The sequence below is a fragment of the Cohnella sp. genome, assembly GCF_041641335.1.
In the GTDB taxonomy this organism is placed as follows: domain Bacteria; phylum Bacillota; class Bacilli; order Paenibacillales; family Paenibacillaceae; genus Cohnella.
Window position 1 is genome coordinate 12,124 of the sequence record NZ_JBEPYQ010000039.1, and the last position, 12,498, is coordinate 24,621.

10 protein-coding genes are annotated in these 12,498 nt (G+C 56.8%); 5 read left to right on the top strand and 5 right to left on the bottom strand.

Features of this window, described 5'->3' with window-relative positions:
• Positions 1-42 precede the first annotated feature (42 nt).
• Positions 43-1,611: a Ppx/GppA phosphatase family protein gene (locus ACESLM_RS14520; RefSeq protein WP_372632291.1), complete on the top strand. Its 1,569-nt coding sequence runs from the start codon at positions 43-45 to the stop codon at positions 1,609-1,611.
• Here ACESLM_RS14520 and ppk1 read toward each other — a convergent pair.
• Positions 1,606-3,753, bottom strand: coding sequence for a polyphosphate kinase 1 (ppk1, locus tag ACESLM_RS14525; RefSeq protein WP_372632292.1), 2,148 nt, complete (start codon positions 3,751-3,753; stop codon positions 1,606-1,608). The two genes, ACESLM_RS14520 and ppk1, sit on opposite strands and share 6 nt — an antisense overlap.
• An 84-nt stretch (positions 3,754-3,837) precedes the next feature.
• Between ppk1 and ytvI the strand changes: the two genes are divergently transcribed.
• Positions 3,838-4,953 carry a sporulation integral membrane protein YtvI gene (gene ytvI, locus ACESLM_RS14530; RefSeq protein ID WP_372632293.1) on the top strand — a complete coding sequence of 372 codons (1,116 nt, stop codon included), beginning with the start codon at positions 3,838-3,840 and terminating at the stop codon, positions 4,951-4,953.
• Between the two features lie 24 nt (positions 4,954-4,977).
• On the opposite strand, the gene ACESLM_RS14535 is transcribed toward ytvI, so the two are convergent.
• A complete protein-coding gene (locus tag ACESLM_RS14535) occupies positions 4,978-5,382 on the bottom strand; it encodes an FxsA family protein (RefSeq protein WP_372632294.1) in 405 nt (134 codons plus the stop codon).
• Between the two features lie 16 nt (positions 5,383-5,398).
• A complete protein-coding gene (locus ACESLM_RS14540; protein ID WP_372632295.1) occupies positions 5,399-5,869 on the bottom strand; it encodes an acyl-CoA thioesterase in 471 nt (156 codons plus the stop codon).
• A gap of 984 nt (positions 5,870-6,853) precedes the next feature.
• Here ACESLM_RS14540 and ACESLM_RS14545 point away from each other — a divergent pair.
• The 3 genes from ACESLM_RS14545 to ACESLM_RS14555 all read left to right on the top strand — a co-directional run bounded on the left by ACESLM_RS14545 (position 6,854) and on the right by ACESLM_RS14555 (position 10,810).
• Complete coding sequence (locus tag ACESLM_RS14545) at positions 6,854-7,783, top strand: transposase (protein ID WP_372632296.1); 930 nt, start codon at positions 6,854-6,856, stop codon at positions 7,781-7,783.
• A gap of 748 nt (positions 7,784-8,531) precedes the next feature.
• Positions 8,532-9,839 (top strand): uracil permease, encoded by a 1,308-nt coding sequence (gene uraA / locus ACESLM_RS14550; RefSeq protein ID WP_372632297.1) that lies wholly within the window; start codon positions 8,532-8,534, stop codon positions 9,837-9,839.
• Between the two features lie 362 nt (positions 9,840-10,201).
• A complete protein-coding gene (locus ACESLM_RS14555) occupies positions 10,202-10,810 on the top strand; it encodes a 3'-5' exonuclease (protein ID WP_372632298.1) in 609 nt (202 codons plus the stop codon).
• 37 nt (positions 10,811-10,847) lie between these two features.
• Here the strand turns inward: ACESLM_RS14555 and ACESLM_RS14560 are convergent, their stop codons facing one another.
• Together ACESLM_RS14560 and ACESLM_RS14565 are read right to left on the bottom strand one after the other, a co-directional pair.
• The gene (locus ACESLM_RS14560; RefSeq protein WP_372632320.1) at positions 10,848-11,057 is read right to left on the bottom strand and encodes a helix-turn-helix domain-containing protein; all 210 of its coding nucleotides are present in this window, start codon (positions 11,055-11,057) and stop codon (positions 10,848-10,850) included.
• A gap of 184 nt (positions 11,058-11,241) precedes the next feature.
• A complete protein-coding gene (locus ACESLM_RS14565) occupies positions 11,242-12,375 on the bottom strand; it encodes a response regulator (RefSeq protein WP_372632299.1) in 1,134 nt (377 codons plus the stop codon).
• Between the last annotated feature and the right edge of the window lie 123 nt (positions 12,376-12,498).

Here is a 12,498-nt window from a genome sequence, read left to right on the forward strand (position 1 = left end):
AACAATGTCAAAGAAGGTTTGAACGTTTGGAGGACTCGCAGCATGCATACGACGACGAACCGGGTAACCGGAATTATAGATATCGGCTCCAACACCGTCCGCTTGTCCGTCTATCAGATTTCCGGCAACGGAGCTTACAGGGTTGTCGACCAGGGACGCTGGTCCGCCAGGCTGAGCCAGCGCATGGCGGCGGACGGCACGCTGCCCGCCGAAGCGGCGAACGAGCTTGCGGAAGTGCTGCGGCATTACGTCCGCATCTGCGCCAAGCACGGAGCCGAGCGGATTCGCGCCGTCGCCACGGCGGCGATCCGGCAAGCCGTCAACCGCGAAGACGTCATCGCCCGCCTTCGCTCCGCCTCCGGCCTCGACATCGAAATTCTGTCCGGCGAAGAGGAAGCGCGTATCGGAAGCGTGGCGATGCTGAACAGCTTGCCGCTCGACGACGGTTTCGTCGTGGATATCGGAGGCGGCAGCACAGAGATCACGCTTCTTCGGAACCGGGAAGTCGTCTCCGCCGTGTCGTTCCCGATCGGGTGCGTGAACGTCTCCGCCCGTTACGGCCTGGGAGAAGGCCCCGTGACCCCGGAAACGATGAACGAGATATTCGCCGATACCAAGCGCTTGCTTGAGGGGGCCGCCTGGATCGCCAAGCATCCCGGGCTGCCGCTTATCGGACTGGGCGGAACGGTGCGCGCGCTGGCCAAGCTTCGGCAGCGCGAATCCGGCTATCCGTTCCCGCATCTGCACGGATACGAGATGTCCGAGGCCGACGTGTCCGGCACGCTGGAGGATCTCGCCCGCATTACCGTTCCCCAGCGCCGCAAGCGCCCCGGCTTGTCCAAGGACCGCGGCGACGTCATCGTGCCGGGACTCGCCGTCTTGCTCGGCGTAATGAAGCATACGCGGGCTTCGGCGCTGGCCGTCTGCGGCACCGGGTTGCGCGACGGGCTGTTCTACGAAACGTGCGAGCCGTATCCGCTGCCCGCCTCCGTCGGCGACGTGCTGGAGGAAAGCGTGCGGAATCTGAACGCGTTGTATCCCGCCGCGCCGGGCGAGCATCTGCGTCAAGTGCGCAAGCTGGCCGCGGCTCTGTTCGAACGGCTGGCCGGCTCGTCACCGCTGCCGGAGGAAAGCCGCAGGCTGCTGGAGACCGCCGTCAGCCTGTCCCGGATCGGCGCGACGATCGACTATAACGACTGCGCCGATCATACCTTCTACATGCTTCTTCATACCCATTGGAACGGCTTGTCCCATCGCGAGACCATTCTGACCGCGGCGATCGCCTCGTACCGAAGCTCCAGCTCATCCAGGAGAAAGCTGTCGCCCTATCAATCCTTGCTTCTGGACGACGACCAGGAGACGGTCGTCAGGCTGGGAACGCTGCTGCTGCTCGCCTCGGCGCTGGACCGCAGCGAGTCCCAGGCGATCTCCGCGCTCGGGATCGCCGTCGAAGACAAGAAGCTCCGGCTGCTCGCCGAGTCCGAGGACCCTCTGCCGGTCGAGCGGATGGAAGTCGCCAACATGGCCAAGGAATTCAAGAAAGTATGGGGCATGACTCCCGAATTGCAAGTTGTCCGGACGAACGCCGCCGCTTCCGCGGACCGTCTATGAGTCGAACGCCGCTGCGACCGATTTCCACAGCGGAATGTCCGCCGCTTCGAACTGGCTGCGAAGCGGCGCCAGTTCGTTCGTCACCCGGGCGTACGAGCCCGTCGGTTGAAGCTCTCTCGCCTTGATGTTGTCGGCCAAGTTCATCTGCAGCACGTTCATCAGCATCAGGCGAAGCCCCTTGTCGTACACCGGACACATCAGCTCGACCCTGCGGTTCAAATTCCGGGTCATCCAGTCCGCGCTGGAAATGTACACTTCCTCGTTGCCTCCGGCAGACACCGCGAGTATTCTCGCATGCTCGAGATAGCGATCGACGATGCTGACGACCCGGATGTTCTCGCTCAGCTCCGGAACGCCGGGGCGCAGGCAGCACACCCCTCTGACGATCAGATCGATATTAACCCCCGCCCGGGACGCCTCGTACAGCTTGTCGATCATCGACTGGTTCGACAGCGAGTTCATCTTCGCCACGATCCGCGCGGTTTTGCCCGCTTGGGCGTTGGCGATCTCCCGGTCGATCAGCTCGAACAGCTTCGGCTTCAGGCCGACCGGCGCCACGGCGAAAGCCGACCACAGATGAGGCGCCGAATACCCCGTCATTTCGTTGAACAGCGCGGTCGCGTCCGCTCCGATGGCCGGATGGCTCGTGAACAATCCCGCGTCGGTATAAAAGCGCGCCGTGCTCTCGTTGTAGTTCCCCGTCCCCACATGCACGTATCTTCTGAGCGCTACGTCTTCCTTGCGCACGACGAGCGTGATTTTCGCATGCGTTTTTAATCCGACCAGACCGTACACGACGTGGCATCCCGATTTCTCGAGCTGACGCGCCCAGGCGATGTTGCGCGCTTCGTCGAATCTCGCCTTGATCTCCACGACGACCGTCACCTGCTTGCCGGATTCGGCCGCGCTCGACAGCGCCTGAATGAGCACGGAGTTGACGTTGACCCTGTACAGCGTCATCTTGATTGCAAGCACGTCGGGATCGGCCGCCGCTTGCAGCACGAAATCGTTAACGATCTCGAACGATTCGTACGGATGATAGACGAGCACGTCCCTCTCCCGGAGCACGGACAGAATGTCGTCAGTCTCGTCGAACTCCTCGGGATACACCGGCTCGTACTTCGGATACCGGAGATGATCGTAATTCGGGAGGGCCGCGGCGAATTTGGACAGGAAGCCCAAGTCCAGCGGCCCGTCGATCTCGTCGATAAACTCGTCGGACAGCTCCAGCTCGTCCTTCAGCAGATCGAGCGCTTCCGAATGAATGCCTTTCTCGACCTCGAGCCTTACCGGCAATCCTCTCTGGCGGCGGCGCAGCTCCTTCTCGATCTCCTGCAGCAGATCATCTGCGCCCTCCTCATTAGGCGTCAAGTCGGAATTGCGCGTCGCGCGGAAAGCATGCACCGCTACGACGCGGTATCCGCTGAACAGCAAGCCGATATGCTCCTTGATCAAATCCTCAAGCAGCAGATAGACGAGCTTTCGGCTGTTTCTTCTTCCGGGCACGAGAACCGTTCGGGCCAGAATCGAAGGCACCTGAACGATCGCGCAGTACGTCTCCTCCTCGTCTTCCGGCGTTCCCGCATGCTCCCTCTTCAGAACGACGGCCAAATACTGCTCCTTGCTATGAACGAGAGGAAACGGACGACTCTGGTCGACCGCCATCGGAGTCAGTACCGGGTAGACGATCTGTTTGAAATGCTCCGTCAGAATCTGCTGCTGCTCCTGATGCAAGTCCGCGTACGAGGCCAGCGACACGCCTTCCTTGGCCAGCAGCCTGAGCAGATCGCGATACGTCCGGTACTGTTCGCGCACCATCCGTATACTCCGTTTCATCAGCCGTTTGAGCAATCCTTGGGGCGTGTAGCCGGTAAAATCCGTTTTCGAGTAGCCGGCTTTGCTCTGAGCTTGTAATCCCGCGACCCTGACGCTCATAAACTCATCTAGGTTGCTCTGCACGATGGACAGAAACTGGAATCGCTCCAGAAGGGGAGTGCCCGGATCTTCGGCTTCTTCGAGCACCCTCCTGTTGAATTCCAGCCAGCTTAAATCGCGGTTAATGTATTTCTTGACGCTAGACAATCCGCTTCCCCCTGTTCGAAATGCCAGCGACCAACTGCTGCGCCGACTTGTTTCCTTCATTATGTTGGTCGATTGTAAACTCTAGATCAACGTTGCGTTAGCGGAATGTGAAATGAAATCCGGTTCGAGAAAGAGGCGATCGGCATGGATCGGAAAATCGGAGCCCAGTTGTCCCGTTTGCTGCTCGTGGCCGCGATGTTGACGACGGCGCTGCTGGCGCTGTGGTGGTCGCTGCCCTTCCTGTATCCGTTCCTGCTGGGCTGGCTGCTCGCCTATGCCTTGAACCCGCTGGTCGGCCTCCTCCACGTCAGAGCGCGGCTTCCCAGATGGCTTGCGGTCGGCGTCACGCTGCTCCTGTTCACGTCGGCATTGCTGGCGATCGCGTCCGCCCTCGTCATGCGCCTCGTCGACGAAATCGTAGCGTTGTCCCGCTCGCTGCAGAACCTGGTCGCCTGGGCGGAGAAATCGTTCAACGACTTGCTGGCCAATCCGGAAATTCAGGACGTCATGAGCCGGATCAACGACTTCTACCTGCACAATCCCGGCTACAAGGATACGATCAACAACAGCCTCTCCAATACCGCGCAAGCGATTACGAATACGGGAACCGGGCTGATCAGCCTGTTCTTCGGCGGCATCGTCCGCATTTTGTACTCGCTGCCCGCGGTCATGACGATCGCCATCGTCGTGCTGCTCGCCTCGTTCTTCATCGGCAAGGATTGGAACCGCTACGGAACTCGCATTCAGCTGTGGTTTCCCCGGGCGCTCGTCCGAAAAATCGGCGCAGTATGGAGAGACCTGCGCTTCGCCCTGTTCGGATACGTGCGGGCGCAGCTCATCATGATCTCCATTACGGCCGTCGTCATCATTATCGGGTTATGGCTGATCGGGGTTAAAAACGCGCTGGCGATCGGCCTCCTTATCGGATTCGTCGATCTGCTCCCGTACTTGGGCGTCGGCGCCGCGATGATCCCCTGGATCGCCTACGAGTTTCTGACCGGGAACTGGACGCTCGGGACGGGGCTGTCGGCGCTGTACGGCATTATCCTCGTCGCCCGCCAGATCATCGAGCCCAAAGTGCTCGCCTCCAGCGTCGGATTGGACCCGCTGCCTACGCTGATCGCGATGTTCGCGGGTCTGAAGCTGTTCGGCATATTCGGCCTGATCATCGGGCCGATCGCCGTCGTCATCCTGACCGCCTGCCATCGGGCGAACGTGTTCCGGGATATCGGACGCTATGTGAAATACGGCGGCCGCTAAGCGACAGCCGTATCGTTGTTATGTTTACCAGCGGTCCGGTCCCCGGTTGATCGTGAATCGGCCTCCGCGCACCAGGCGCTCGAGCCAGCGATACATATACAGCCGGTACAGCGGACGGGTAAGCGGGAGCAGCAGCGTCAGTCCGACGATGTCCGAGATAAAGCCCGGAACGATGAGCAGAATGCCCCCGGCCAGCACGCACAGTCCCTCAAGCAAAGTATGTCCCGGCGGCTGGCCGCTCTGCATCTGCTGCTGCGCCTGACGCCACACTTTGCGGCCTTCCGTCTGGATCAAGTAGGCTCCGAGCAAGCTTGTCGCCAGCAGAAGCCCGAACGTCCAGAATCCCCCGATCCAACTTCCCATCATATAAATGCCCCAGATTTCGATCAGAATCGCCAGTACGATAATCGTCAGCAGCTTTCTTGGCAAAGCCGTCACCCTCTCCTTATCCGTCTAGTCCCGCCAATACAGTCATTTTATCATACCAATCGGGAGCTTCGCGCGCGAATCGAACGGGCTTCCATTCCTTGTTCACCCACACATGGCGCGTGGATCCCTTAACGAGAAGCGTGCCGGGCGGCTCCTCTCCTTCATACAGATCGCCCAAACTGTCCGTCAAGTTGCCTCCGAGCACTCTCGATTCGAACCCGACGCGAAGGCTGGTCATCTCGGAGATGCGCGTACAGACGGTTATCCACTCGTCGTAATGCGCCGCCTGTTGGAACGAAGCCTCCAAATGCGTGACCGGGAGCAGCAAACCTCTGGCTTCCAACTCCCGATAGGCAATTCCCGCCCGCCGCACCCATTCCGTCCTGCCGATCTCGAACCAATTCAAATAGTTGACGTGATAGACGACCCCCATCTGGTCCGTCTCCTGATATCTCACTCTTAGCGGATGCAAAAACCATTTGCCCATTTTATCTTCTCCTTCCCGGACTTCCCTATAAAATCGGTTACGTACAATCATCTTCCTTGGTTTCAATGCAAAACAAGCTTTACGGTTTATTTCATAAAAGGGTATCATAGGTACCAGAAAATGTATTCGAAATCGACAATGAAACGAGCGGTGATCTAAAATTAGCCGAAACCGGAAATTAACCACCTTGTTCTATTTGGGCTCTTCTCTGCTTTTTCTTATTTGCGCCTTTTTTATTTTCCTGTTCGAGCCCCATTTTAAGCATTGGGATTCATTCTTTGTCGCGTATAGTTTGATTTCCGTAATTGCTTATGTATTTATCGGAACTTGACTTGATTATAACGATAATCTTCCCGAGTTTTTACGGTCAGTTTCCATCCCCAGCATTATCGGGTTTGTCATTTGGTTCTTTTTGTGCCTTTCCAGCCTCTCGGGCGGAGGCGGAGGGACGCTTGGCAACGGAATCGGATGGATTTTCTACCTTCCGTTCATTTCGCACTCCTTATTCGTTTTTCTGTTCAAACCTGCCGTGGACGGAGGTATCTTTCTTCTCCTCCCCTTCAATTTCCTTCCCATGTTCTTGTTCATGGCCGGAAGAGTGTTCAGTTTGCGGTCAAGCGACGACTCTTCTGTTCAATAGGAACCTCCCGGCAGTCCACGTTCAAGCAAACACGCACCGGTGTTCCCCATTAGCACACCTCTCTTTCATCACATTTGTCGCTATCCCTTTCATTCAGTTCACACCGCACCTGCCCCACCGTCTTTTCACACCCTTTTGCCGGTATCCCTTCCGGTCAGTTTACGCTATACCACGCTTTACAGCTTTTCGCCCCTTTTGCCGATATCCCTTTCAGTCAGTTGCGAATCAGGACAAATAAAGAGAAAAATCAACCAAATTGTAGCTTTAAATGAGAACAAATGTTTGGTATAATGAAAAGGAACATCAGTTCGCTATACGCGAAAGGGAGAGGAGAGGAGATTCGTATGAGCCTTAAAGAAGCCGCGGAGAAATTCCAAAAATTCTGTTCCGTCTTTAAAGAGGAAGCGGATTGTTTCCCTGTTCTGTTCGAGTTGAAGTGGCCCGACGGCTTTCGCTGTCCGCGCTGCAACCACCCGCTTTTCTATCTCATTTCCACCCGTCGGATTCCGCTCTACGAATGCCGCTCCTGCCATACGCAAACTTCCTTGATCGCCGGCACCATTATGGAGGGCAGCCGTACGCCTCTTCATCGTTGGTTCCAGGCCGTTTTTCTGCATGCCCAGCCCCGCTGCGTGAATGCCCGCCAGCTCTCCGAAGCGATCCATGTCACCTACAAAACGGCCTGGTTGATCTGTCACAAAATTCGCCGCGCCATGGCTGCGAGAGAATCGAATCGGCTGCTCTCGGGCATTGTTCGCGTTTCGGATTCCGTCTATTGCAAACGGATGGTTCCTTCCTTCGACTGGCATCAACAAGAACAGCCTCTGCTGATCGGCGCTTCGGATGCGAGCGACGGCACTCCAAACACGATCGTGATTAAACTGCAATCCAAAGCCCGGTTAAAAGACAAGTACGACTGCCCGGATACGGCACCTTTTATTCGCGCTCATGTTCATCCTGACGATGTGAAAAACGTGATCGTAACCCGAAAGTACGGACGGGATATGAATAAAAAGCTCGTGTGGATGGGGTACGATGTGACTTGGTGGATTGGCCGAACGTTTCTAGGCATCGGTCCTAAGCACCTGCAGGCGTATCTTGATCAATTTTGCTATTATTACAATCGCGGCCGCTCCACCCTCTACGTTCAATTACTCGCGGATTGCATCCATTCTTCTAGAATCACCTACCCGGAGCTCACTAAGACTGCCGACGGTTCCCGCTCTAACAGATTAACTCGAGCCGCACGGCAACAATCGCTTAAACTTGGGTAATCCTCCTCTCTATTCTTTGTATTTGTAAACAGCTTCCCTTCATTTTAACAAGCCCGATTTCCAACGAATTGGATTTGTACTGAGCGACGGGGATACTCTCAAGGGCGAATCAGTGTGAAATTCATAAATAGCACGAAATGCAACAACTGACCGAACGGGATAGTCTCTTCGCTAATGTCGGTTGATCAGGTTTCTGAGCTAACGGGATACCGGCAAAAGGAGAATAAGCGATATATCGATCTCGGATGAGAAATAGTCCATCCTGAACCAACGGGAGATCGGAAAAAGGGGAGAAAACGAAAGATGAGACCGGTCGAGATAGAACGAACTGACGGAAGGGGATAGCGACAAAAGGGAGAAAAAGCGATAGGTCGAGGCAACGCGAACTGACTAGAACTGACTTAGACGGGATACCGATAAAAAGGCGCGACTCGGAAAGGATCATACTTAAGGCGCACGACTTCCCTGACTCAACGGGATACCGAGAAAAGCGGGGAAAAGGAGCTTCTATCGGCGGGGGAAGTTCCGATGATTCGTGGCATTGAAAAATCCGATGATCCATGGCAAATAACGAAAATGAAGGCGCTACGAATAATAGATGCCATGATGCCGTTGGCAGCTCATTGAGAGGGCTAGATCGAAACTTGGCAGGTCCTAAAGAAAACGCTTGTCAAATGAACGGACTTGTATGTAGAATCAACAAGGAAAATCTCGAAGATCAGACGATTATTTTGGAGGAAAACAGACTATGAGACGCGCAATCGGGGTTCATGAGAGACCCCCCATCGGGCAAAGCTTGACGTTGAGCCTGCAGCATCTGTTCGCGATGTTCGGCTCCACGGTACTTGTCCCGAACCTCCTCGGCGTGGATCCGGCGGTCTGCCTGCTGATGAACGGTATCGGCACGCTGCTGTACCTGTGGATCTGCCAAGGCAAAATCCCCGCCTACCTCGGCTCCAGCTTCGCCTTTATCTCGCCGGCGGGCGCCGTTATCGGCATGTACGCCTCCGAAAGCGACGGCTACGCGGCTGCGCTTGGCGGATTCATCGCGGCTGGGTTGGTATTCACCTTGATCGCGATTTTGATCCAATATGCCGGAACCGGATGGATCAATGTCGTATTCCCTCCGGCGGCCATGGGCGCGATCGTCGCGGTCATCGGCCTGGAGCTGATTCCGGTCGCCGCGCAGATGGCAGGATGGATCGCTCCCCCAGGCGACGCCGAATGGACAATGGACGCGAATACGGTCATTATTTCCGTCGCGACGATGCTGGTGACGATTCTGGGCAACGTGCTGTTCCGCGGCTTCATGCGCATTATTCCGATTTTGATCGGCATCGTCTTCGGCTACGTGCTTGCATATTTGATGGGAGAAATCAAATTCGGATTCCTGGACGAGACGAACTGGTTCGACTCTCCGACGTTCACGGTTCCGGTATTCCATTGGGCGGCTATCTTGACGATCGTACCGGCTGCGCTGGTTGTCGTCGCTGAGCATATCGGCCATCTGATCGTGACCGGCAACATCGTGGAGAAGGACTTATCCAAAGATCCAGGCCTGCACCGTTCGATGCTCGGCAACGGACTATCCACGATGCTGTCCGGTTTCGTCGGGGCGACTCCGAACACGACGTACGGGGAAAACATCGGCGTGCTGGCGATGACCCGCGTCTACTCCACATTCGTCATCGGCGGAGCGGCAGTCATCGCCATCATCCTCAGCTTCCTCGGCAAGTTTTCGGCGCTCGTTGCCAACATTCCGGTCGCGGTCATGGGCGGCATCTCGCTGCTGCTGTTCGGGATCATCGCGGCGTCCGGTTTGCGGATGCTCGTCGAATCCAAGATCGATTACAGCAAACCGACCAACCTGTTCCTGACCACGATCGTACTCGTCACTGGCTTGAGCGGACTCAAGATCAAGTCGGGAGACTTCGAGCTGACCGGTATGGCACTCGCTACGGTCGTCGCCATCGTCTTCAGCCTGCTGTTTAAGCTGTTCGAGTTGACGAGAATGTCCAACGAAAGCGACGACGCGGTAGACACGACGAAACACTAGGCACGTTAAAGTTAGAGGATCGAACCGTCGGAGGGTAATGCGCCCTTTGGCGGTTTTTTCGTGCCGGGCGGCTTGCGGGCGTGAGGACTTGGCAGGCAATGAGGCTTGGCAGGCAATGAGGCTTGGCAGGCAATGAGGCTTGGCAGGCAATGAGGCTTGACGGACGTGATGGCTTGGAGGGCGTGAGGCTTGGCAAGTGGAGGCTTGTGTAGAAGGGCTAATTAGGAGCTGGCGTTAAGGGGAGTGGCGTTATTATTTCGGGTTAGATATTGGAAGGCGAATTATGGTAATGTAGGGATGACAGTATCATCCGTTATTCGGCATTATATGAGCTTATTCGCATTTGCGGGGAGGAAATTGCAGTGAGACTGGACAATATAACCGTGCTCGATTTCGAGACGAGCGGATTGGATCCCGCGCGCGACCGCGTCATCGAGGTTGCGGCCATTCGCTGCTACGGCGGGGAGATCGTCAGCCAATTTCAGACGCTGGTCCGGTTCGAAGGAACGCTGGCTCCGAAAATTACGGAGATCACCGGCCTCACGTCCGCCGATCTCGTTCATGGAATGGATGAGGAGACTTCCTTCCGCATCCTGAACCGGATTATAGGAGACAGCATTATCGTCGCCCACAACGCCTTGTTCGACCTCGGATTTCTGCATCACGCACTGGTGAGATTCGCGAAGCGGTCGTTCAGCAACGATTTTCTCGATACGCTGACGATCGCTCGCGACCGGCATACATACCCTCATAACCTGAAAGACATGTGCGACCGCTACGGAATCGTCCTGGAAGGCGCGCACCGATCGCTCAACGATATTATCGCGTGCTGGAAGCTGCTTGAGAAGATGAACGAGGAGAACAGCGTAAAGCCGTATCTGAATACGCTCGGCTATATGACGAAGTACGGCGTGCCCAAGTGGAGCCCGAAGCAGGCCAATCTGGTGCCTGTCCAGATCAAGTACGCTTGACGCCCCGAAAGAAAGACAAGTGCCCGGAGGCTCCGGCTTACAGGAACCGTCCGGGCGGAAGCCCGAAATGCTGCTTGAACAGCTTGATGAAATAGCTCTTGTTGTCATATCCGAGAGCCAGAGCCGCTTCTTCTACCGTTTTGCCCGCTCCTCCCCCCCAGCAGTTCCTTCGCCTTTTCCGTTTTCGAGCGATTGACGAATTCGATGAAGTTTTCTCCCGTCTACTTCTTGAACAGCCGGCTGAAATAGCTCGGGTTCAAGTGAAGGTGGCAGGACGCGCGAACGGTTGCCGTGTTGGCCATCGAATGCACCCGAATAAGCAAGGATTCTGACCGATTTGATAATATTTTTACTTTCGGAAAAAGGGGAATGTCGAGCGGAGCATAAGAAACGCCTCCGCTCAAACGCGGGGGCGTTGTACGTCGATAAGTTCAGAACATCGCGGCGGGATTCGCCTGAATCGATTCGTAATCCAGTTCGGACGCTTCATCTTCCCCCTCCATCAGCTCCAGAGCGAGCTCGTGATAGGCAAGAGCGTCCTTATCCCGATTCATCAGGAGCAGGAGGGCGATCATCTTCGCATGGAGCCTGCCGCTCAGAGGCAGCAGCTGCGACCATCTCTGCAGCGGATTCAGGGCGATCTCGTAACGCCCTTGTCCGACGTAGGCGTCGACCATCGCTTCGAGCAGCCCGACGAATTCGAGCTCAAGCTCCGCTTGGCGCGGGGCGGCCCATTCGTATCCGCTTCCTGCGAGATAACCTTCCCCGTAGAGCTGCACCGCGCGCATGAGCGGCGTCAGCGAACCGGTCTCGCGAAATCGCCGAAGCTCTTCCTCGTAAGCGATCACGTCGTCGAACGCCACGTCCCAGCGCAAAGCGTAGCTGCCGCCGGCCGTCTTCGACTGTTCGATCGCATTCTCCAGCCCGCACGATTCGAGATCCTTGCGCAGCTGGTAGACGGTCGTATGAAGATTCGCCTGCGTCTTCTCCGCGTCGCGGCCGAACCATAACCCGTCCGTCAGTTGGGCTTTGCCGACGGGTCGGCCTCGGTACGCGTGCAGCAGCGCGAGCAGTTCCCGGCCCTTGGAGTTGCGGAAACGAATGGGCTGGCCGTTCTCGTCTTCGACGCTGAAAGGGCCGAAGCTGCGAACGGACACTCCTTTGCGGGAAACCGTCTCCCGGGCCGATCCGGTCCGCTCACCGCGCCTGGCGGCCCGGCCGAGCGTGCGCTCGAGGTCCTCGGGCATGATCGGTTTCAGCAAATAATCGAGCGCCTCGACCTGGAAAGCTTCCCGGGCGTATTCCTCGTAGGCGGTCAGGAAGGCGATCTGAACCTCGGGACGGATTTCGCGAAGCCGTCGCGCCAGCTCCAGCCCGTGAATGCCGGGCATCTCCATGTCCAGCAGCACGAGATCGATCGGCTCGGGCGCCGTCAACGCATGCTCCAGAAACGCCTGGGCCTTGTCGAACAGTCCGTCTACCCTCACGCCCTCGAACGTCTCCAGCAGCTTTCCCGCTCTTCTGAGCGCGGGCAGCTCGTCGTCGACCGCGATTACCCTGATCATGTCGAACCTCCTTCCAGCCAAGCTATCTCCGATTCGATTCTATCATTCCCGCTGCCGCCAATCCAATAGATCCATAAGAACTCGAGACGTCTTCCCCACGGGTCGCTCTGCCGAGCGAATCGA

What these genes read in the sequence shown, in the direction of transcription:
- ACESLM_RS14520 (WP_372632291.1), top strand. Translation starts at nt 43, where the DNA reads ATGCATACGACGACGAACCGGGTAACCGGAATTATAGATATCGGCTCC.
- ppk1 (WP_372632292.1), bottom strand. Translation starts at nt 3,753, where the DNA reads ATGAAGGAAACAAGTCGGCGCAGCAGTTGGTCGCTGGCATTTCGAACA.
- ytvI (WP_372632293.1), top strand. Translation starts at nt 3,838, where the DNA reads ATGGATCGGAAAATCGGAGCCCAGTTGTCCCGTTTGCTGCTCGTGGCC.
- ACESLM_RS14540 (WP_372632295.1), bottom strand. Translation starts at nt 5,869, where the DNA reads ATGGGCAAATGGTTTTTGCATCCGCTAAGAGTGAGATATCAGGAGACG.
- ACESLM_RS14545 (WP_372632296.1), top strand. Translation starts at nt 6,854, where the DNA reads ATGAGCCTTAAAGAAGCCGCGGAGAAATTCCAAAAATTCTGTTCCGTC.
- uraA (WP_372632297.1), top strand. Translation starts at nt 8,532, where the DNA reads ATGAGACGCGCAATCGGGGTTCATGAGAGACCCCCCATCGGGCAAAGC.
- ACESLM_RS14565 (WP_372632299.1), bottom strand. Translation starts at nt 12,375, where the DNA reads ATGATCAGGGTAATCGCGGTCGACGACGAGCTGCCCGCGCTCAGAAGA.